The 21,481-nt window shown below is 51.5% G+C and carries 25 protein-coding genes; 21 read left to right on the top strand and 4 right to left on the bottom strand.

The genetic code is table 11. The annotated features are described in order from the left end of the window. Positions 1-62: 62 nt before the first annotated feature. The 5 genes from BMX45_RS18570 (at position 63) to BMX45_RS18550 (ending at position 4,330) form a co-directional block, all read left to right on the top strand. On the top strand, positions 63-938 hold the full coding sequence (locus BMX45_RS18570; protein WP_009591261.1) for a carbohydrate ABC transporter permease: 876 nt from the start codon (positions 63-65) through the stop codon (positions 936-938). Positions 939-992: 54 nt separating this feature from the next. After that, positions 993-1,904 (top strand): carbohydrate ABC transporter permease, encoded by a 912-nt coding sequence (locus tag BMX45_RS18565; RefSeq protein WP_090910963.1) that lies wholly within the window; start codon positions 993-995, stop codon positions 1,902-1,904. A 78-nt stretch (positions 1,905-1,982) separates the two neighbouring features. Then, positions 1,983-2,945: a glycoside hydrolase family 43 protein gene (locus BMX45_RS18560; protein ID WP_090910962.1), complete on the top strand. Its 963-nt coding sequence runs from the start codon at positions 1,983-1,985 to the stop codon at positions 2,943-2,945. A 216-nt stretch (positions 2,946-3,161) separates the two neighbouring features. Continuing rightward, a complete protein-coding gene (locus BMX45_RS18555; protein WP_090910961.1) occupies positions 3,162-4,049 on the top strand; it encodes an NAD-dependent epimerase/dehydratase family protein in 888 nt (295 codons plus the stop codon). A gap of 68 nt (positions 4,050-4,117) precedes the next feature. Continuing rightward, entirely contained in the window at positions 4,118-4,330 is a 213-nt protein-coding gene (locus tag BMX45_RS18550; protein WP_009595096.1) for a hypothetical protein, read from the top strand. 64 nt (positions 4,331-4,394) lie between these two features. Here BMX45_RS18550 and BMX45_RS18545 read toward each other — a convergent pair whose 3' ends face one another. Next, on the bottom strand, positions 4,395-4,700 hold the full coding sequence (locus BMX45_RS18545; protein WP_090910960.1) for a DUF2627 domain-containing protein: 306 nt from the start codon (positions 4,698-4,700) through the stop codon (positions 4,395-4,397). Positions 4,701-4,857: 157 nt separating this feature from the next. Between BMX45_RS18545 and lpdA the strand changes: the two genes are divergently transcribed. The 5 genes from lpdA (at position 4,858) to lipB (ending at position 10,705) form a co-directional block, all read left to right on the top strand. Beyond that, complete coding sequence (gene lpdA, locus BMX45_RS18540) at positions 4,858-6,279, top strand: dihydrolipoyl dehydrogenase (RefSeq protein ID WP_090910959.1); 1,422 nt, start codon at positions 4,858-4,860, stop codon at positions 6,277-6,279. Between the two features lie 174 nt (positions 6,280-6,453). Then, positions 6,454-7,482 (top strand): thiamine pyrophosphate-dependent dehydrogenase E1 component subunit alpha, encoded by a 1,029-nt coding sequence (locus tag BMX45_RS18535; RefSeq protein WP_036665725.1) that lies wholly within the window; start codon positions 6,454-6,456, stop codon positions 7,480-7,482. 3 nt (positions 7,483-7,485) lie between these two features. After that, complete coding sequence (locus tag BMX45_RS18530; protein ID WP_015734474.1) at positions 7,486-8,472, top strand: alpha-ketoacid dehydrogenase subunit beta; 987 nt, start codon at positions 7,486-7,488, stop codon at positions 8,470-8,472. Between the two features lie 18 nt (positions 8,473-8,490). Further along, entirely contained in the window at positions 8,491-9,897 is a 1,407-nt protein-coding gene (locus BMX45_RS18525; protein WP_090910958.1) for a dihydrolipoamide acetyltransferase family protein, read from the top strand. Positions 9,898-10,024: 127 nt separating this feature from the next. Next, positions 10,025-10,705 (top strand): lipoyl(octanoyl) transferase LipB, encoded by a 681-nt coding sequence (gene lipB, locus BMX45_RS18520; RefSeq protein WP_090910957.1) that lies wholly within the window; start codon positions 10,025-10,027, stop codon positions 10,703-10,705. 31 nt (positions 10,706-10,736) lie between these two features. Here lipB and prli42 read toward each other — a convergent pair whose 3' ends face one another. Beyond that, on the bottom strand, positions 10,737-10,838 hold the full coding sequence (prli42, locus tag BMX45_RS18515) for a stressosome-associated protein Prli42 (protein ID WP_015734477.1): 102 nt from the start codon (positions 10,836-10,838) through the stop codon (positions 10,737-10,739). A 113-nt stretch (positions 10,839-10,951) separates the two neighbouring features. On the opposite strand from prli42, the gene BMX45_RS18510 reads away from it, so the two are divergent. Continuing rightward, positions 10,952-12,082, top strand: a complete 1,131-nt coding sequence (locus tag BMX45_RS18510) for a tripeptidase T (protein ID WP_090910956.1) — start codon at positions 10,952-10,954, stop codon at positions 12,080-12,082. A 67-nt stretch (positions 12,083-12,149) separates the two neighbouring features. Here the strand turns inward: BMX45_RS18510 and BMX45_RS18505 are convergent, their stop codons facing one another. Both BMX45_RS18505 and mciZ read right to left on the bottom strand, forming a co-directional pair. Next, on the bottom strand, positions 12,150-13,361 hold the full coding sequence (locus tag BMX45_RS18505; protein ID WP_090910955.1) for a tetratricopeptide repeat protein: 1,212 nt from the start codon (positions 13,359-13,361) through the stop codon (positions 12,150-12,152). Between the two features lie 99 nt (positions 13,362-13,460). Next, positions 13,461-13,625, bottom strand: coding sequence for a Z-ring formation inhibitor MciZ (mciZ, locus tag BMX45_RS18500; protein ID WP_090910954.1), 165 nt, complete (start codon positions 13,623-13,625; stop codon positions 13,461-13,463). A 94-nt stretch (positions 13,626-13,719) separates the two neighbouring features. Here mciZ and BMX45_RS18495 point away from each other — a divergent pair, with 94 nt between their 5' ends. The 10 genes from BMX45_RS18495 (at position 13,720) to spoIIAB (ending at position 21,470) form a co-directional block, all read left to right on the top strand. Continuing rightward, a complete protein-coding gene (locus BMX45_RS18495; protein ID WP_090910953.1) occupies positions 13,720-14,301 on the top strand; it encodes an NUDIX domain-containing protein in 582 nt (193 codons plus the stop codon). Between the two features lies 1 nt (position 14,302). Then, positions 14,303-15,517, top strand: coding sequence for an endonuclease Q family protein (locus BMX45_RS18490; protein ID WP_090910952.1), 1,215 nt, complete (start codon positions 14,303-14,305; stop codon positions 15,515-15,517). An 89-nt stretch (positions 15,518-15,606) separates the two neighbouring features. Further along, the gene (gene spoIIM / locus BMX45_RS18485; RefSeq protein ID WP_009595126.1) at positions 15,607-16,230 is read left to right on the top strand and encodes a stage II sporulation protein M; all 624 of its coding nucleotides are present in this window, start codon (positions 15,607-15,609) and stop codon (positions 16,228-16,230) included. Between the two features lie 109 nt (positions 16,231-16,339). After that, complete coding sequence (locus BMX45_RS18480) at positions 16,340-16,804, top strand: ferric iron uptake transcriptional regulator (RefSeq protein WP_006209405.1); 465 nt, start codon at positions 16,340-16,342, stop codon at positions 16,802-16,804. A gap of 339 nt (positions 16,805-17,143) precedes the next feature. Then, positions 17,144-17,377 (top strand): YqzK family protein, encoded by a 234-nt coding sequence (locus BMX45_RS18475; RefSeq protein WP_090910951.1) that lies wholly within the window; start codon positions 17,144-17,146, stop codon positions 17,375-17,377. A gap of 40 nt (positions 17,378-17,417) precedes the next feature. Then, the gene (locus BMX45_RS18470) at positions 17,418-18,302 is read left to right on the top strand and encodes a site-specific tyrosine recombinase (RefSeq protein ID WP_090910950.1); all 885 of its coding nucleotides are present in this window, start codon (positions 17,418-17,420) and stop codon (positions 18,300-18,302) included. Positions 18,303-18,360: 58 nt separating this feature from the next. Then, the gene (locus BMX45_RS18465; RefSeq protein ID WP_090910949.1) at positions 18,361-19,185 is read left to right on the top strand and encodes a purine-nucleoside phosphorylase; all 825 of its coding nucleotides are present in this window, start codon (positions 18,361-18,363) and stop codon (positions 19,183-19,185) included. 194 nt (positions 19,186-19,379) lie between these two features. Then, positions 19,380-20,570: a D-alanyl-D-alanine carboxypeptidase family protein gene (locus tag BMX45_RS18460; RefSeq protein ID WP_090910948.1), complete on the top strand. Its 1,191-nt coding sequence runs from the start codon at positions 19,380-19,382 to the stop codon at positions 20,568-20,570. A 91-nt stretch (positions 20,571-20,661) separates the two neighbouring features. Then, complete coding sequence (spoIIAA, locus tag BMX45_RS18455) at positions 20,662-21,015, top strand: anti-sigma F factor antagonist (protein WP_009595152.1); 354 nt, start codon at positions 20,662-20,664, stop codon at positions 21,013-21,015. Then, the gene (gene spoIIAB / locus BMX45_RS18450; RefSeq protein ID WP_090910947.1) at positions 21,012-21,470 is read left to right on the top strand and encodes an anti-sigma F factor; all 459 of its coding nucleotides are present in this window, start codon (positions 21,012-21,014) and stop codon (positions 21,468-21,470) included. The genes spoIIAA and spoIIAB overlap by 4 nt, the downstream gene beginning before the upstream one ends. Positions 21,471-21,481: the final 11 nt, after the last annotated feature.

Raw genomic sequence — 21,481 nt, 5'->3', positions numbered from 1 at the left:
AAAAAAAGAAAAGCGTCCAAACCTCATGACGCTTTTCTTTTCCAAAGGAGAAATGAAAGGGTATGAAAAAGAAGTCGCTGACACCTTATTTCTTTGTAGGTCCCCATCTGATTCTATTCATCGTGTTTATTCTATTACCGACCCTATACGGGATCTATGCTTCGTTTACGCAATGGAATCTGATCAATGACCCGGTGTGGGTCGGCCTGGCCAACTATAAAACGATTCTGTTTGATGCGGAATCCACGTTCTATACCCAATTTATGAACGGATTAAAAAATACGTTGATCTTCGTAGTTTTGAGCGTACCGATACTAATCGTTATCCCGTTAATGATCGCGGTGTCGCTCGAACACAAAAAAGTGAAAATGAAAAACGTCATTCAATCCATTCTCTATATTCCCGGATTAATTTCGATCTCCGCAGCGGCACTGATCTGGTCATTGATTTTTAACAAGCAGCTTGGGATCACGAACAACGTCTTCGGCTCCGAAACGGTCTGGGCCGCCAACCAGCCTTATGCCTGGCTGATCATTATTGTCATTACGGTTTGGGGCGGAGTCGGGGGAAACATGATCATCTACCGGGCTTCCATCAGCGGAGTATCCAAGGATTTGTACGAGTCGGCCGAGATGGACGGAGCGGGGCCCGTCCGCAGATTTTCGAGCATTACGCTGCCCTCCATTCGTTTCCCGCTGATTTATACCTTTGTCATGACGACCGCCGGAGCTTTCAACGTATTCGGTCAGCCATTAATGATGACGGACGGAGGACCCAGACAGAGCACCACGGTATTGATGATGTATATTCGCCAGCTGGCCTTCGGCCACGGGGAATCCATTGCCGGCATGGCATCCGCGATGGCGGTGCTGCTCGGACTGGTCATACTGGTCATTTCAGCCCTCCAATATTATGTGATGAACCGAAACGCGTCCTAGCGGCATGTTCTGCTTGCTAACGACGGAAACGAAAAAAGGTAGGTGTACTGTGCAATGTCGAACCCGGTAGTACATGAAGCGAACGCGGATACTAAGCTTGCCCGCTCCGGTCCGAAGAAGGCTTCAACCAACATTAGCGTGTCCAAATATATGGCTTATACATTTCTCATCCTGCTGTGCGTGTTATGGGCGATTCCGGTCATCTTTGGCATTACCACATCGTTCCGGTCCCAGGCAGAGGTCGTATCCAGCGGATTCAGTCTGCTGCCCGACAACTGGATATTCGATAATTATGTCACGATCCTGCAAAACACGTCGACTGCCCCTATCCTGCGCTGGTTGATGAACTCCGTCTTTATCGCAACAATGCATACGCTGCTGGTCATCGTGGTCATTTCCATCACCGGCTACGGGTATTCCCGCATGAACTTTAAAGGAAGGGACACCTTGTTCTTTACTCTGCTGGGGATTTCCTTCTTTCCCGGAGTCGTGAACCTGATTCCGTCCTACAAGATCATAGATGCGCTGGGGTGGGTAAACACCTCATGGGCGATGATTATTCCAGGTTTGGCAGGCATGGGGAACATTTTCTTGGTCAGACAATTCATGATGGGCGTTCCCAAGGATCTGGACGAATCGGCACGCGTGGACGGCGCGGGTGATTTTAGAATCTATTATTCTATCATTTTGCCTCTGATGAAGCCTGTGTTGATTGTGTGCGGCCTATTTTCATTCACGGGTTCCTGGAATGATTTCCTCTGGCCGGTCATCGTGTATACCGACGTGGAGAAAATGCCGGTAACGGCAGGACTGCTGTTGCTGCAGGACATCTACGGCAATTATCGCATGATCGGACAATTGATGGGTTCCGCGATCCTGGCCATCATTCCGACGCTGCTGTTGTTCCTGTTTGCCCAGAAATATTTTGTGCAGTCGATCAACTTAAACGCGGGTATCAAAGGATAGTTTTTTGAAGAACGGAAATGAAGAGCAAGTAAACCGAAAGCTAACGAAGTCAAACTACAAGGTATAGGAGTCGTCACCATGACTGAATTATATATAAAAAATCCCCTTATCGAGCAGAGGGCAGATCCCTGGATCTATAAACATCGCGATGGTTTTTATTACTTTACCGGTTCCGTGCCGGAATATGACCGGATCGAGCTTAGACGCTCGGAAACGATCCGAGGGCTTGCGGATGCGGAAGGCATAACGATTTGGCGCAAGCATGATTCGGGTTTGATGAGCGCCAATATATGGGCGCCCGAGCTTCATCACATCGAGGGCAAATGGTACGTGTATTACGCAGCGGCCCATACGTCCGAAACGAGGGACGGGTTGTTTGATCACCGCATGTTCGTGCTGGAGAACGCTTCGGCGAACCCGCTGGAAGGGGAATGGGTGGAGAAGGGACAAGTGATCACGAAGTGGGAGTCTTTTGCACTGGACGCAACCACGTTCGAGCATAAGGGGCAACGATATTATGTATGGGCCCAGAAAGATCCGGCCATTCCGGGCAACTCGAATCTATATATCTCCTTGATGGAAAATCCCTGGACCCTGACCGGGGAACAGGTTTGCATATCGGTTCCCGAATATGACTGGGAGAAGATCGGCTATCTGGTGAATGAAGGAGCCGCCGTCCTGAAGCGAAACGGTCGCATATTCATGACCTATTCGGCAAGCGCCACGGACCATAACTATGCAGTGGGCCTGCTGACGGCCGATGAGGACAGCGATTTGCTGGATCCGGACTCCTGGGTGAAATCACCCTTGCCCGTATTTACGACATCGGAAGCCAATGGCCAATACGGACCGGGACACAACAGCTTCACGGTCTCCGAGGACGGCCTGGTGGACATCCTGGTTTACCATGCCCGAAGTTACAAGGAGATCGCGGGTGATCCGCTGTATGATCCGAACCGCCATGCGCGCGTACAGATCATCCGGTGGAATGAAGACGGTACGCCGAATTTCGGTGTGCCGAGAGCGGATCATGCAATATAAATCCGAGTCATGATCTTGAAACCGACGCAGCTTAAATGCTGGGTCGGTTTTTTAAATTCTGAGGCAGGCGGCTGCATAATATTAAATAGGAGAAAAGAAGGAGTCTGCGATACGGATGGAGAAAAAAGGACAGGAAACCTGTTTGAATGGTTAAGGGTGTAGTAAGAATCGTTTTTATTAACGATATACTTATTTCCTGGTAGGGAGGAATTATAAATGGCAAAGATATTAGTATTGGGCGGAACCCGCTTTTTTGGCAAAAGGCTGGTTAACCGGCTGGTGGCTAACGGCGATGCCGTTACGATTTTGACGCGCGGACAACACCAGGATCCATTCGAGGGTGCCGTTTCGCGGCTTGCCGCGGATCGGAAAGATCCGGAGAGCTTAAAGCAGGCAGTGGGGAGCCAGGATTTTGATATCGTATATGATAATATATGTTATACGCCGGAAGAAGCGGGACAAGCAGCGGACTTATTTGCCGGACGTGTCGGACAATATGTGCTGACCTCCACGTTGTCGGTATATGATTTTGCGGATCATCCGGTGAGGGAAGAAGACTTTGATCCTTACAGATACCCGGTCATGATGAATGAAAGCAGGGACTACAGCTACAAGGAAGGCAAGCGCCAGGCGGAGGCGGTATTGTTCGGTCGCCATAACCTCAATGTAACCGCCGTCCGGCTGCCGATTGTGCTTGGACCCGATGATTACACGCGAAGGCTGCTTTTCCATATTGAACATGCTGCGAGCGGGGAAGCCATTGGTTTGCCGGATCCCGACGCGCAAATCTCGTTTGTGCATGCCGAGGAAGCGGCAGAATTTCTGGAGTGGGCAGGTCGAGTCCAATTGGAAGGCCCGGTTAATGCATGTTCGAGCGGCACGATTTCGGTACGGGAAATGATGGGCTTGATCCAGCAGGAAATTGGAAGGACGGCTCCGCTCCAGCCATCGGCTGCACCGGATCACATGTCTCCGTTCGGCATTCCGGGAGATTGGATGATGGATCATGCCAAAGCGGCAGCCGCCGGCTTTAAATTTTGGGATCTGCACGATTGGATGCCGAAATTGATTGCCGAATTGTCCGCCGATTTGAAGGTTCGTTAATGACACCGGCGTAGGGAGCATGGGGTTGAAGACGGAAAATGGGAAATTGCCCTGAAAGGAAGATCAGCATGAGCGACAAGATGGAAGCATGGAAAGAGCGTATACAGGAGGCGGAATCCAAGGGAGGTTTACCTCCGGATGCCCTGACGTTAATCCATGCGATGTATGAAGAAATCGAAGCTTTAACGAGACAGAATGTCAATCTACGGAGAACCGCCCTAAAAGCAGCCTCCAAAGAAACAAGAATGTCGAGTAAATTGAAGGATGCCCTCATGGAATAACAACTTGGGCCAAAACAAACAAACACCGGGGAGCGCTCCCCGGTGTTTGTTGCGTATGGATGAATCAGCTTTTGGACGGGGTTCCTGATTTCGTTGCCGGGCGCTTCTTTTTGAATCTCGGACCGACGTAATTCCGTTTGCGGTCGCGGAACAGAATCCAGCCGCCCAGGAAACCGATGCCGATGACGAACAGGACCAGTCCGCCAAGAAAAGAAAGCCAACCGAAAGCGGGGTTCGCCACGTTGTCGTCCCCATGCACGGCAATATATAGAAAAACCGCATCCTTCATCATCAAGAAACCCTTCATTGCCATAAAACCCGGAATAACCAAAATCAAGATGGCAATAAAGCGGGAAATTAACATTTTCATAGAAGATTCCTTCCTGCGACTGATGTATTAAACTACCGTTTATCATACCTTTTTCATAAGGGGATGTCTATTTCGATTATGAATGACGATTTTGTAATCCGAAAAAAAGAGAGTACAATGAAAGTGTATAACTGGACTTATGATGGAGGTGCCGTTTGTGGCTATAACATGTGATGTAGCAATTCTTGGCGGAGGTACCGGTGGATATGTTGCAGCCATCCGTGCAGCCCAGCTCGGTAAAAATGTGGTTATCATCGAGCAGGACAAATTGGGAGGGACCTGCTTGCACCGCGGGTGCATTCCGAGCAAAGCATTGCTTCGAAGCGCCGAGCTTTATGCGGAAATGAAGGATAGCGAGAGCTATGGAATCGAGACGGACGGAGTCCGGCTATCGTTTAACAAAGTGCAGAAACGGAAGGACGGCATTGTGGAGAAGCTGCACCAGGGCGTCCAATATTTGATGCGTAAAAATAAAATCACCGTCGTGCAGGGCAAGGGGAGAGTTATCGGCCCGTCCATTTTCTCTCCGCGCAGCGGGGCCGTAGCGGTTGAGCTTCCGGATGGCGAGATGGAAACCGTGGTTCCCACCCATCTGATCATTGCGACCGGATCGCGTCCGCGTCACTTACCGGGATTAGAGCCTGACGGCATACATATATTGACTAGCGACCATGCGCTTCAGATGGATGAGCTTCCCTCCTCTATCATTATCGTGGGGGGCGGCGTAATCGGCGTGGAATGGGCCTCGATGCTGAATGATTTCGGAGTTCAGGTCACGATTGTGGAAGCTTCATCCCATTTGCTGCCTACGGAGGATGAGGAGATCGGACGCGAGCTGTCGAAGATGCTCAGCGCCAGGGGCGTAGAGGTTATCACGAACATAAAGCTATTAACCGACAGCTGTGAGATCCGGAATCAAAGCGTGTCCATCGCGATCGAGCACAAGGATGACACAAGAACGTTGTCAGCGGACAAACTGCTGCTCTCTGTCGGAAGAGTAGGCAATACCGAGAATATCGGACTGGAGAATACCGATGTTCGCGTGGAGAACGGCATCATTGCCGTGAACGGGAACATGCAGACAACGGAGCCCCATATTTATGCGATCGGCGATTGCATCGGGGGTCTTCAGCTTGCGCATGCGGCCAGCCATGAAGGGATTGCTGCCGTGAACCATCTGGCAGGCGAGAAGACGGAGGCCTACCGCAGCGAATGGATCCCGCGCTGTATTTACACCCGTCATGAGGTGGCCAGCGTCGGGCTGACGGAGAAGCAGGCGATAGAACGCGGACATGAGATCAAGATCGGCAGATTCCCGTTTTCGGCCATAGGCAAATCTTTGATCCACGGAACAAAAGAAGGGTTCGTAAAAGTCATTGCCGATCAGAGGACGCAGGATATTCTGGGAGTGCATATGATGGGTCCGCATGTAACCGAACTCATTGGCGAAGCGGCTCTTGCACAAGTGCTGGATGCGACCCCATGGGAAGTCGGGACGGCGGTCCACGCCCATCCGTCATTATCCGAAATCATCGGCGAAGCGATGCTTGCCGTGGATGGACGAGCGATCGGTTTGTAGGAATGAGGACATTCTTTTGTGGAATCCCTCATTTCTTTTTGCCGAGAAAGGGATTATAATATCATTAAGCCAAGTCTTAGTACCAGGTTTTAATACTTGATCTAATATGCCTCAAACTCAGGTTGCGAGGCGGGTCAAACCTGAAGTCATGGCTCACATAAAGGAGGGATCTCCATGAAAGAACATGAAACGGTTACGGCAAACAACAATAGGCATGAGCAGCTTGGACTGACCGACGGACAAGTGCTGGACATGTACAAATATATGGTTCTGGCGCGAAAATTCGATGAGCGCAATCTGCTGCTGCAGCGTGCGGGCAAAATTAATTTTCACGTTTCCGGAATCGGGCAGGAGGCATGTCAGGTTGCTGCTGCCTTTGCCCTCGACCGGGAGAAAGATTATTTTCTACCTTATTACCGCGACTACGGATTCGTATTGGCGGTTGGCATGACGCCTCGCGAATTAATGCTGTCGGCTTTTGCCAAGGCCGAGGATCCGAACAGCGGCGGACGGCAGATGCCGGGGCACTTCGGCAGTAAACGCCTGCGGATCGTGACCGGCTCCAGCCCTGTAACGACCCAGGTTCCGCATGCCGTGGGCATCGCGCTTGCCGCGAAGATGCAGAAGAAGGAGTTTGTATCGTTTGTTACGTTTGGCGAAGGCTCGAGCAATCAGGGCGATTTCCATGAAGGCTGCAACTTTGCCGGCGTTCACAAGCTCCCCGTCATTATCATGTGCGAGAATAACCAATACGCCATTTCGGTTCCGCTTCATAAGCAGATTAGCGGAAAGGTCAGCGACCGCGCGCTCGGGTACGGTTTTCCGGGAGTTCGAGTGGACGGCAACGACGCTCTGGAAGTTTACGCGGCTGTGAAGGAAGCACGGGAACGTGCGATCCGAGGGGAAGGACCAACGTTGATCGAATCCATGATGTACCGTTTGTCTCCGCATTCCACATCGGATAACGATTTGGCGTACCGGACCAAAGAAGAGGTTGAAGAGAACTGGAAGAAAGACGGTGTCGCCCGCTTCAAGAACTATTTGATCGACTGCGGGCTCTGGGATGAAGCACGCGATCAGGATTTGATCGCGCAGTTAAACCTGGAGATCAAAGAAGCGACGGAATCTGCAGACTTGGCTCCGTTTCCAAAGCCTGAAGATACGCTTCTTCACGTATATGCCGATGCTGAAGGAGGCGCGTAAAAGATGGCGGTAATGGAATATATCGATGCAATACGCCTGGCCATGAAGGAAGAGATGGAGCGTGACGAGTCCGTATTCGTGTTAGGCGAGGATGTGGGCGTCAAAGGCGGCGTGTTTACTACCACCAAAGGCTTGATGGATCAATTCGGCGAAATGAGGGTGCTCGATACCCCGCTCGCGGAGTCCGCGATTGCCGGCGTGGCTATTGGTGCAGCTATGTACGGCATGAAGCCGATTGCCGAGATGCAATATTCGGACTTCATGTTCCCGGCAACCAACCAGATTATTAGCGAAGCGGCGAAAATCCGCTATCGTTCCAATAACGATTGGAGCTGCCCCGTCGTGATTCGTGCGCCGATCGGCGGCGGCATATTCGGAGGCTTGTATCATTCCCAGTGCCCGGAATCGGTGTTCTTCGGAACGCCGGGATTAAAAATCGTTGCGCCTTACTCGGCCTATGATGCAAAAGGACTGCTGAAAGCGGCGATCCGCGACCCGGATCCGGTTCTGTTCTTCGAGAACAAGAAATGCTATAAGCTGATTACCGGCGATGTGCCGGACGACGATTACGTTGTCCCGATCGGCAAAGCGAACCTGCTGCGCGAAGGCTCGGATATTACGGTGATCAGCTACAGCCTGCCGCTGCATTTCGCCATGCAGGCTGCCGAAGAGCTTGAGAAGGAAGAAGGCATCAGCGCGCATGTGCTGGACCTGCGTACCATACAGCCGCTGGACCGGGACGCGATCATCGCCGCAGCCCGGGCTACGGGGAAAGTGCTGATCGTTCACGAGGATAACAAGACCGGCGGCGTTGGCGGGGAAGTATCCGCAATTATTGCAGAGCACTGCCTGTACGATTTGGATGCTCCGATCATGCGCCTGTGCGGGCCGGACGTGCCGGCTATGCCAATCAGTCCGCCGATGGAGAAATTCTTTATGCTTAACAAGGACAAAGTCAAAGAATCCATGCGTCAATTGGCGCTTTATTAAGAACAGGGAGTTGTGAGCATGTCCGAAAATCAGAAACTGACCGATGTTACGATGCCTCAGCTGGCAGAATCCCTTGTTTCGGCGACCATTGCCAAGTGGCTGAAGAAGCCCGGGGATTCCATTGAGCAATATGAACCGATCTGTGAAGTGATTACCGATAAAGTCAATGCCGAGATCCCATCCACCCTGGATGGCGTCATGGGCGATATTCTTGCCCAGGAAGGCCAAACCGTCAATGTTGGCGATATTATTTGCCGGATCGCGGTCGCTTCCGGGGAAGGGACTGCGCCTTCGCCCCAACCGGCAGCAGCAGCTTCTGCGAGTCCGCAGCAGGGTGCAGGCAGCGAGGAAGGCTCGATGCGCTTCCGATACTCGCCTGCCGTGCAGACGCTGGCCGCGGAACATCAGATCGATCTTTCGAAGGTGCAGGGGTCTGGCATGGGCGGAAGAATAACCCGTAAGGACGTATTGGCTTATATCGAAAAAGGGGGAGCAGCCCAAGGCCAAGGCGCTCCTGCCGGATCGGCGTCTTTCCCTAGCGCGCAAGCGCAAAGAGAAGCCGTGCAGCCGAGCGGGACTTCGCCGTTTCAAGGGCTGCAGCATCAGACGCCAGCGGAACCGTCGCCTCCTCTGGGCACAGCCATTCCGGATGTGCGCCATTCTGGGCTGCATTTGACGGAATCGCCGAAAATTCCGACCATTGAAGTGGAGGGCATGGAAGGCGGAAGATCGGAATACTTCATTGATGTAACGCCGATGCGGAATGCCATTGCACGAAACATGCGCCAAAGCGTTACGGAAATACCGCATGCCTGGACGATGATCGAAGTCGACGTGACCAACATCGTGCTGCTGCGCAATCAATTGAAGGATGAGTTCAAGCGCAAGGAGGGGGTTAATTTAACCTACCTGGCCTTTTTGCTAAAAGCCGTAGTGAACGCCATTAAAGATTATCCGATCATGAATTCGTTCTGGGCCGTGGATAAAATCGTGGTCAAGCGCGATATCAATTTGTCCTTGGCCGTCGGTACGGAGGATTCCGTGCTGACGCCGGTCATCCACCGTGCGGATCAGAAGAATATTGCGGGCCTTGCGAGAGAGATCGAGGATCTTGCGCGCAAGACTCGTGAAGGCAAGCTGAAGCTGGACGATATGCAGGGCGGAACCTTTACGGTTAACAATACGGGGTCCTTCGGCTCGATTCTGTCCTATCCGATCATCAATTATCCGCAGGCTGCGATTCTGACATTTGAATCCATCGTGAAAAAGCCGGTGGTCATCAATGACATGATCGCGGTTCGCTCCATGGCAAACCTGTGTTTGTCCCTGGATCATCGGATTTTGGACGGGGTGATCTGCGGGCGATTCCTCCAGCGCGTCAAAGACAATCTGGAAGGCTACACCCTGGATACGAAGCTCTATTAATCAACGTCTGCTAGCATGATCTGCGGACTGATTCTTTTCGAAGCGGTTCGCAGACGTTATTCATATCTGGTCAATCGAAATGGGATTCATCGGTTGGCGGGAACTCTATGAAAGAAGGCGTTAGCACATGAACAAACCTTTAGATGTATCGTATACGCCGCTTGTGGATTACGGCATGGCTTGGGAGCTTCAAAAAAATCATGTTTCCGCCATCGATCAGGGAGAGCGTCACGAGAGTCTGATGCTCCTCCAACATCCTCCGACCTATACGATGGGGTCGCAGCGGCATCCGGAGCACCTGCTGCTAAGCAAAGAGGAATTGGAGAAACAGGGTATCGGCCTGTTTGAAATCGATCGCGGCGGAGATATTACATATCATGGTCCCGGACAGCTTGTCGGGTATCCGCTGTTGCTGCTGGATGGCGGCAAGAATTTGAACCTCCACGGGTTTCTGCGCGACGTGGAGCAGGTCATCATTGATTACTTGGCATCGTACAACATCGAAGCAGGCCGAAAACCCGAGTACACCGGTGTATGGGTAGGGGATTCGAAGATTTGCGCCATCGGCGTGAAATTCAACAAATGCCGTCGGCAACGCGGGTTTGTGACAAGCCATGGCTTTGCGTTTAATATTAAATCCGGGATCGCGGATGCGGGATTCTCGGGCATTATTCCTTGCGGCATACAGGAATTCGGCGTAACCTCGCTGGAGGATTGCACGGGGCGGAAGTTCGAGGTAGAGGAAGTAGCCCGGGAGATTGTGCCTTACTTCACCCGGGTATTTCCATATGAGGCTCACTGGCTGTAATAACTTCGCTGCCTATCGCAGCGTATTGGCGTTAGCGAAGGAACAAAGGCTCCAGGATCACCAGAAGCGTTGATCCGACCATGGCGATCAGCATGAGATAGATGACAATTCGAAACCACTTTTTACGTTGCATGGTGTAACTCCTTTAGAATAAGTTTAATGATGAACATACATGCAGCAGCATCATTTAGTTGAGATATGGATATACAGACATTGTATCGTATCTGCGAAAGAGAGGGAAGTCCAGTGATCTCAGAAGAGCGTATCATTCAAGAGTTTATGGAACTGGTTCAAGTGGATAGCGAAACCAAACATGAAGAAGAGATTTCGAAAGTTCTCCAGCATAAATTTTCCGGTCTCGGCTTCGAAATCATAGAAGACGATGCCAAAGAAAAGACGGGGCACGGAGCAGGCAATCTGATTATTACCTGGAAAGCGGACGAGGCGGCCCAGCATGCGCCTAAGCTGCTTTTTACCTGCCATATGGATACCGTAACACCCGGGAAAGGCATTAAACCGACCCTAGGCGATGACGGTTGGATCCGAAGCGACGGAACGACCATCCTCGGAGCGGATGACAAAGCCGGCATCGCCGCTTTGCTGGAAGGCATTCGGGTTATCCAGGAAAATAACATTCCGCACGGGCAAGTCCAGTTTGTCATTACAGTAGGCGAGGAATCAGGGCTGGTCGGAGCGCGGGCGTTGAATCCCGATGTTTTGGATGCGGATATCGGCTTTGCGCTGGATTCCAACGGAGAATTAGGTTCGATCGCAGTTGCCGCTCCGACCCAGGCGAAGATCAAAATGATTATCAAAGGGAAGTCTGCCCATGCTGGCGTAAATCCGGAGGACGGCATCAGTGCCATTCAAGTCGCGTCCAAAGCCATCGCCAAAATGAAGCTCGGACGCATCGATAAGGAAACCACGGCTAACATCGGCAAATTCCAGGGCGGCGGCGCTACGAATATCGTGTGCGACTTTGTTCAGATTGATGCCGAAGCACGCAGCATCGTTCAGGAAAAGGTCGATAAGCAAGTGAACGATATGCGTGAGGCGCTCGAAACCACGGTTCGTGAATACAATGCCAATTGCGAGTTCATTAGCGAGATCGTTTATCCGGCCTTCAGTTTCAATGAACATGACGAGGTCGTCCAGCTTGCGCAGCGAGCCATCGGCGGATTGGGTTTGCCGACCCGCACGTTCCGGTCCGGCGGCGGCAGTGACGCCAATATTTTTAACGGCCTCGGCATTCCAACCGTCAATCTGGCGATTGGATATCAAGACATTCATACCACGCAGGAGCGCATTCAAGCTTCTGATTTGGTAAAGGCGGCGCAGATCGTGGTTGGAATTATCCAGGAAACGGCCAAAGCGTAGTCGATGATGAGGATTAAATAAAGCCCGTTGCGGATGCTGGATGTCCGCAGCGGGCTTTTTGATTCAGCTAATTCAGAAATGACATCGTCGGGGAGGTCTCTACCCTTTTTTGGGCTGGCGTCCAGGTGGTATGCCAGTTCGTGCTCTCGACAACATGCAATGCGGCATAAATGTTGTCGAGGTATAACTCGATTTCCTTCCTTGCCGATGGAGAGGAATAATTCTCCTCTAGACGGGCGGAAAGGGAAATCAACGCCGACTGCAAATAACAAGCGGCTTCGCCGAAGCGAGCCTCCGTGTGCCCGGGAGAAGCGAGCCTGAGCTGCTCGAGCATGGATGCGGCCTCATCATATTTTCCCAGATCATACAAATGTTCCGCCGCTATGAAACATACCCTTAAGCTGTAGCTGTCTTGATCCTGGAGAGGCAGCGCTTCCAATTGATGCAACTTTGAAATGGCCTGCCCCCTGTAGCCTTCCTCATAAAGAAAACAGATAAGAGCATAATAAGCACGTTCGCCGCTATCGGCGAGCAGATGTTCGGCGATGGAGATCATATTGAGCGATATGGCAGTGCGAGCTAATTCTAAAGCCTCCGACATAACGATGAATCGGTCAGGCGGCGAATGTTGAACGCTCCATTCGCAGAGCTGCCGGATTCGGGTGAGCTGAGCCATCTCGGCTCCTCGCGGACGCGGCAGTTCCCGTGGCTGACGGGTGGAATCCCGAAGATAGCTGTCAATGAACTTCATGGCTTCAGAGGTTTGACCCGTCATGATAAGGCAAGTCACGTACATGATACAGGTATCGGAATATAAACTTCCCTGTTCAGCAAAGCAGCGGGAGGCAAACGGGTAAGCCCCGATGTAATATAAAGACCTGCCGACCATGATATTGGATGCCGAAAAACCGCTTGTTTCGTCCAAGAGCCGTTCGCATATGGTTTGATCCGGGATTCCTTGCAGAAGCAGGAGTGCGGCCCATTGATTCAGCGCCTCTTGGGCGTGGGCACCCGAATGAAGCACGACGGTTCTGAAAGCCTCCTCGGCTTTGCCGTAGGAACGCATTCGCATGCTTATTAGCCCGTACTCAAGCCAGCTTAAATCTACTTCCTTCCATCCCGAGCTCGTCGTATCGGTTGTTGCGGATTGTGCAGCATCCTTAAAGCTCTTCAGAGCCTTCCCAAGATACCCGCGTTTTTTGTACCATTTTCCGCGCTCATATTCAGTTGAAGGTGGATTTGTAATCGGATCGGTTTCAATAATAGGTAGTTGTCGCATGTCAAAGCCTCCCAATGATATATAACACCCTAATAGGCGAAAAGGTCATGGTCCGTATTCGAAAAAAAGAGAAAAAAGTCGAAAAACAGGTCTCGGGAACTAGTTTTCCGATCTATTTTCGTAAATATTTTTAGAAGACTTAGAAATAATATCCATGATCTTCGTTTCCGATCCCCATTGCTGCTGCCACTGCTTCAGCATAATCCGGATCTGCCAGGCCTGTCCTACCAAATGGATCGAATGGTCACCTTTGTAGCTTTTCATGGGCGGCTTCCTTCTTTCTTGGTAATTTTGATATAATACACCTTATGCACTAGCATGGTCCGCCATGCCGTTTTTAAACAAAGGAGGTCATTTTGTGAGCGATATCGGCAGTAAGAACCGTGAAGCATCGGATAAATTGCTGGAAGAAACCACCTTGTCCACCCAATCTATTTTTGAAGGGAAAATCATCTCGCTGCAGGTCGATACGGTGAAACTGCCTGATGGGCAGACGGCAACCCGTGAGGTTGTCAGACATCCCGGTGCCGTAGCGGTGCTTGCGTTAAAAGACGATAAAATGCTGGCCGTCAATCAATTTCGTCAGCCCCTTGGGCGCTGTGAGGTTGAAATCCCTGCCGGCAAGCTAGAGCGGGGGGAAGATCCGCTTGAAGCCGCCAAGCGTGAACTGCAGGAGGAAACCGGTTATACGTGCGGATCGATCCGAAAACTGCATTCCTTCTATACATCTCCGGGGTTTGCTGATGAGATCATTCACTTGTATCTGGCAGAGGATCTGGTCGGGGGCGACATGAATCCGGATGAGGACGAGTTCATTGAGATGATGGAAATTTCGCTGGAAGAGGCGTACTCCTTCATCCAAGAGGAGAGAATCAGCGATGCCAAGACCATTCTCGCCGTCTATGCTTGGAATATGTACAGCCTGACGGGGAAGATCTGACATGCAGCATCCTGATGAGAACGTCTCTGCCGGGGAGCTTCAGTCCTATTACTGCGACATGCATATTCATATCGGTCGCACAAGCAGCGGACAAGCTGTGAAAATAAGCGCAAGCAACAACCTGACCTTTGAAAATATAGCCGTCGAAGCTTCGGAGCGGAAAGGGATTCAGATGATCGGCATCATTGATTGCCATTCTCCTTCGGTGCAGGAAGACATTTTGCAGTGTTTGGACAGCGGCGTCATGCAGGAGATCGACGGGGGTGGAATCGCGTATCGGGATACGGTAATCCTGCTTGGCAGCGAGATTGAAATACGTGAAAACGGCCGAGGCGCGGCCCATGTGTTGGCTTATTTTCCCAACCTCAGCACGATGCAGGAGTTCACCGGCTGGATGGCCGGATATATGAAAAACGTCCTGCTGAGTTCCCAGCGCATCTATGCCAGTCCGCTGGAGCTGCAGCAAGAGATTACGGCCCGCGGCGGGCTGCTGATACCCGCTCATGTCTTTACGCCCCATAAGGGGCTTTACGGCAGCATGGCTGACCGTATGGGCGAGGTGTTCGATTTGAACGGGATCGCGGGCATCGAGCTTGGGCTCAGCGCCGATTCCTCGATGGCCGGACGGATTAGCGAGCTGGATGCCTATTCCTTTTTGACCAATTCGGATGCGCATTCGCTCGGGAAGATCGGCAGGGAATACAACCGGATCGACATGGCCAAACCTTCATTCGCAGAATTTCGCCAGGCGCTTCAGGCTAGCAACGGGAGAAGAATCAGCGCGAACTACGGGCTGAATCCCAGACTGGGAAAATACCATCGCACCTACTGCGTGGGATGCGACAGCATTCTGGATGAAGGGAGCGACATTCATCATTTGGTGCGATGCCCGTACTGCGGCAGTACCAAGCTGGTTCAAGGGGTGTTCGATCGAATTCTGAACATCGCTGACCGCACGGAGCCCGTGGTGCCGGAGAGCCGACCGACGTATCACTACCAGGTTCCGCTAGAGTTCATCCCGGGTCTTGGGAAGTCCTCCATGTCGAAGCTGCTTCACGCATTCGGGACCGAAATGAATATCCTTCATCAGGCCACGGAAGCCGAACTGGCGGCGGTTGCCGGCGAGGGACTCGCGGCAAGCATCGTGATGGCCCGGAATGGGACGCTGCCCTTATCGGCTGGCGGAGGAGGCTCTTACGGGAGGGTGCTCCGGTAAGGCGGGTCAACTCTTTCAACCAAGCAGGTCATACAAGGCAAACGATTGTCATAGAGTAGAGTAGAGACACAGAAAGGAGACTCTATTCTATGCAATCATTCCGCCAAGCCTTTAAGGATCAGACAATGCTCTATGTGTTTGTAGGCGTCTTGTTTTTAGTGGGCGTGCTGTTTGGAGCGTTGATGGTCAATGCACTTTCATTGGAGCAGCAGCAGGAAATGGCCCGCTATTTAAACCACTTTTTTGTTAATGTGCAGGACGGTGGAGAATCCATGAGTCAGTCTTCTTACTGGAGCATTGCAGCCCTGCATCTGAAGTGGATCGGTTTGATATGGATTCTGGGATTGTCCGTCATCGGGCTTCCGGGAATATTGATACTGGATTTTCTAAAAGGGGTTCTTATCGGGTTTACGGTCGGTTATCTGGTGGGACAGTATTCATGGAAAGGCCTGCTGTTCGCCTTGGTCTCGATTGCGCCGCAAAATTTGCTTATCATACCGGTGCTCATGATGTGCAGCGTAGCTGCCATCACCTTCTCGCTCTACATCATCAGGGACCGGTTTATCATGAATCGGGGAGGCAGCATGATGAAGCCTTTTGCTTCGTATGCCATGCTGACATTTTTCATGGTCATGCTGACGCTCGGGGTCGCGTCCTTTGAAACCTGGGTTACCCCTGCCATGATGCGCTGGGTTACGCCCATGTTGCTATAATCCGCGAATTTTTCCATAATGCAAAACCGTTTGACTTTGTTTGTCAAATCCCCCTATAATGAAGGAAGTGAACAATAACGTGCAGTGATTTCCAAGGGGGAGGGAAACGATGGAAGCGCGGATCGACAAAATTAAGCAGCAGCTACAATCCCAAGGATACAAATTAACGCCCCAACGGGAAGCCACGGTAAGCGTATTGTTGGAAAATGAAGACGACCACCTTAGCGCAGAGGATGTATTTATGCTCGTGAAAGAGAAGGCTCCGGAGATCGGTCTGGCAACCGTGTACCGTACCCTAGAGCTGCTCAGTGAGCTTCATGTTGTAGAGAAGATAAATTTTGGCGATGGTGTCGCCCGTTACGACTTGCGGACGGATACTTCGAAGCATCACCATCACCATTTGATATGTACTCAATGTGGAAGCATGGATGAAATACGCGAGGATTGGCTCGGTCCGTTGGAAGAGCGATTAGAGCGAGAATTCAATTTTACCGTTCATGACCATCGGCTTGATTTCCATGGCATATGCTACCGTTGCAAAGAGAAGGGCAAGAATGACCAGGACAAATCCTAATTTTATATCTTTTAACAAACCGCAGTGATCATCATCACGGCAGCCCTCTACGGCGGTAAGCCGGGAGGGCTTTTTAGATAACTATCTATATTAGGTGGTTCATGCACGATTATCGTATCGTTCACTTTAAAGCACAATTTATACTGTTACATCATCCAAGTACGTCGATTAGACGTTTTTTTTATTCTTCAGAATAACCGCCGGGCCCAATGGCTGATCGGAGATAAGAGGGATGCCGTCATAATCCTGCAGCTTGTATCATAGGCTTTACGTGAAATGATACCTGCATTACCGCTTTCAATTGAGCGATCGATGCCATGTGAAAGAGAGGCGCTGCCAGTGATTATATCTATTCGAAAAATAGGCTCACTGATCCGTTTTATTTCGATGTTTGCCGTGTTGACCATTTTTTTTTACTTCGTGCTGGGATGGGTAGGCGATTGGCTAACGCCAGTGGATCCTTACCGTGCACCTTCGGGTCAAGCGGTAAAGGCTTTTCAGCCGGAGAGCACCATGGACTCCCGTTATTCGCCGGCCGAGCGTCTCCGATTGTATTACTGGTACGGAGAGTGATCGTGCTTGCAAAGGGCCGCGGGAATAGGAGCAAAAGATCATGAAACCATATTTGGACGAATATGTACAATATCTGGAGGACGAGAAGGGACTGTCCCAAAGCACGATATCGTCGTATCGGGCAGACCTTCAAGGATTCCTTGCATTTGCAGCTGAAAGGGAGGTCACCCATCCGCGGGAGGTGAATCGAACGCTGCTCGGGCTGTATGTGGGAAGGCTGAGGCAGCAGGGGAAGGCGGCATCGAGCCTGCTTCGATGCACGGCTTCCCTGCGTTCCTTTTTTCAGTATTTGGTGCGTCAAGCCGTTATTGTACAGGATCCGACCCAGCTGCTGGATAATCCGAAGCCGGAACGGAAGCCGCCGAAGTCGCTAACCGTGGAGCAGGTGGACAAGCTGCTGTCGGCTCCGGATGCCGGTACCCCGCAGGGCGCCAGGGACAAAGCAATGCTTGAGCTTTTGTACGCTTCGGGCATCAAGGTCTCGGAATTGGTCAATCTGTCCATCCATGACATCCATTTGGAGATGCGCTTTTTACGCTGCGCGGTTACCGGCGGGAAGGAGCGTATTCTGCCGATCACCCCCATTGCGGCCGAGAGCGTTGCGTTTTATGTGCGAGATATGCGGGACAAGCTGATAAGGGATGCCGGTGAAGACGCATTATTCCTGAATTCGCTGGGAACGCGCTTGACACGGCAGGGTTTTTGGAAAATTATTAAAAAGTATGGCAAGCTTGCCGATATCGACGAGGACATCACGCCGCATACCCTTCGGCATTCGTTTGCCATGCATTTGCTGGGGAACGGCGCGGACTTGCGTTCGGTTCAGGAGATGCTGGGACACTCGGCATTGTCCACGACCGGGATGTATCAATCTGCCAAGAAAAGCATGAAGGAAGTATACGATCATTATCATCCGAGATCATAGGGCGGACTTACCGACTTTAGGATCTACAATTTATTATCAGAATAGGAGAGGTATGAATATGAGTTCAGTCCATCAGCAAAGCATTAAGGAAGCAGCAGCATACATACGAGGGCAGAATGGCGTCCAGCCCGAGGTCGGCCTGATTTTGGGTTCGGGGCTCGGCGTTTTGGCGGAATTGATTGAGAATCCGGTTTCGATCGCTTACACGGACATTCCTCATTTTCCCGTATCGACGGTGGAAGGACATGAAGGCGAACTGCTGCTGGGCACGATCCACGACCGGCCTGTCGTCTTGATGAAAGGCCGCTTCCATATGTACGAAGGCTACGGCCCTGAAGTAACGGCGTTTCCGGTACGTGTCATGAAAGAGCTTGGCGTAAAGAGCCTGCTCGTTACCAATGCGGCCGGCGGCATTAACACGTCCTTCGAGCCGGGCGACCTCATGCTGATCTCCGATCATCTGAACATGACAGGAACCAACCCGTTAATCGGGCCTAACGATCCGGCGCTTGGCGTGCGCTTTCCGGACATGTCCCAGGCTTACAACCGTCAACTTCGCCAATTGGCAAAGGAAGTCGCCGTGGATCAGGGCATCGTGCTGAGAGAAGGGGTTTACGCGGGTTTGCTGGGACCGACTTATGAAACGCCGGCCGAAATTGTCATGCTGCGCACGCTCGGTGCGGACGCGGTAGGCATGTCCACCGTGTCCGAGGTCATTGTGGCAAGACATGCGGGGCTTGAGGTGCTGGGCATCTCCTGCATCAGCAACATGGCAGCCGGCATACTGGATCAACCGTTATCCCATGACGAAGTTATGGAAACAGCGGAGAAGGTCCGGGAGAAATTTCTGGCGCTCGTTATGGCCATCATTCCCAAAATGTAATGATTGTTAGCAAGAGGCTGGGCTTTTCGCAGATTTACATCTGCAAGAAGCCCAGCCTCTTTGTTATGTCCTTTTTAGATGAATGGCAACAATTTTCCGTAAAATACTGGAATAATTTGTTTTCAACCTGACGACAATGAATAGAAGACCCGCGCACAGCGGGATGCCATTACGAATGTCAGGAGGGGACGGAAGTGAAAAAAGCGTTAATCGCTGGATTCCTGGTTCTAGCCGTGGGATTGTCCAGTGCGGCTGTACCAAGTTATGCGGAAGAAAATAGCAAACCCGGCGGAGGATCATCTCAAGAGGAGCTGGCGCCAAGTGCCCGTTCTGCTATATTGCTGGATGCGGATACCGGAACCATTATTTACGAGAAAAACAGCCATGATAAGCTGCCTCCGGCCAGCATCACCAAGGTAATGACGATGCTGCTTACGATGGAAGCCATCGATGAAGGACAATTGAAGTGGACCGATAAGGTGCGCACGAGCGAATATGCGGCATCTATGGGCGGATCCCAGATTTTCCTTGAGCCCGGCGAGGAAATGACCGTGGACGAGATGCTCAAAGGCATTGCCATGGCTTCGGGCAATGATGCTTCCGTTGCGATGGCGGAGAAGATTGCCGGCTCGGAACAAAGCTTCGTGAAAATGATGAACGAGAAAGCGGCGGAGCTGGGGATGAAAGATACGCATTTCGTGAACTGCAACGGACTTCCTGCAGAGAATCATTATACATCGGCCCATGACATAGCGGTCATGAGCAGGGAATTGCTGAAATACGACCAGATCACCAAATATACCGGCGCTTATCAGGATTACTTGCGCAAAGATTCGGAGAAACCGTTCTGGCTGGTCAATACGAACAAGCTGGTGCGGTTCTACACGGGCGCGGACGGATTGAAAACCGGGTATACGTCCGAAGCCAAGTTCTGTTTATCGGCAACGGCCAAACGGGACGGGCTGCGTGCTGTAGCGGTTGTCATGGGGGCTCCGGACACCAAGACGCGGAACAATGAAGTATCGCGCATGTTTGATTATGCCTTTTCCCAATACACGATGCACTCCATCTATAAGCCTGGCGAAGTGCTCGGTATCGTGAAGGTTCAAAAGGGCAACGTGCCCGAGATCTCGATTCAAGCGGAAAAAGACTACAGCGTGCTTGTCAAGAAAGGCGTAAAGAATCCGGACATCTCTCATGAGATTCAGTTGGATCCGAATGTGAAGGCACCGGTAGCCGCCGGTCAAGTCATCGGCAAGCTGTCTGTCTATCAGGGGGACCAGCTCGTGAAGGAGTTCGAGCTGACGTCGCCGGTCAAGGTGGAGAAGGCTGGATTCTGGAAGCTGTTCAAACGAACAACCGGCAAGTTGTTTCATGTAGATTAATGGGAGTTTTCTTCTAGTTTTGTCGTGATGCAGGAATGTCTTTTTCGAATGTAGAAATCCTTGTTCATGTCAGGGAGGAGAGTGAACAAACATGAATCTGCATGTTGATATGGAGCATCACAGGCATGTTCTGATCGTCCGTCTGTCCGGCGAGCTGGATCATCATACGGCCGATCATGTCCGGATGCAGCTGGATGAAGCCATTCAGAGACGTCAAACAGAGCACTTGGTGCTGAGCTTAAAAGACTTGGATTTTATGGACAGCTCAGGGCTGGGAGTCATTCTGGGACGCTATAAATTCATCAAGCAAAAGGGCGGAAAGATGGCGGTGTGCGATGTCAAGCCGCAGGTTTACCGCTTGCTTGACATGTCGGGGCTGTTTAAAATCATGCCGATATACGAGAACGAGGGCACGGCACTCTCGGGTCTGGAGGTAGTGTCATGAGTGAAGGAAGAGCACAGCATAATTTTATGTCGCTGCAGTTTGCCGCAAAGTCGGAAAACGAATCCTTTGCCCGTGTCGCCGTGGCTGCATTCATCTCCCAGATGGATCCCAACATGGATGAGCTGAATGACCTGAAAACGGTGGTTTCCGAGGCCGTCACGAACAGCATCATCCATGGATACGACAGCGACCCGGAAGGGGTCGTCAAGATTGAAGCCTCGATTGACGGGGATATGATCACGCTGCGCATCGAAGATTCCGGCCACGGGATCGAAGATTTGGAGATGGCGAAGCAGCCGCTGTATACCTCGAAGCCGGAGCTGGAACGATCCGGCATGGGATTCACCATCATGGAAAATTTCATGGACGAATTTGAAGTGGTCAGCGAACCAGGCAGCGGTACGTCGATCAAAATGAAAAAGAGGATCGAATCTAAGAAAGCTTTATATAATTAGGGGTTGGACAA

The organism is Paenibacillus sp. cl141a (assembly GCF_900109305.1).
GTDB classification, from domain to species: Bacteria; Bacillota; Bacilli; order Paenibacillales; family Paenibacillaceae; genus Paenibacillus_AQ; species Paenibacillus_AQ lautus_A.
The sequence above is the reverse complement of the archived record's forward strand: the minus strand, read 5'-3'. Positions and strand labels throughout refer to the sequence as shown.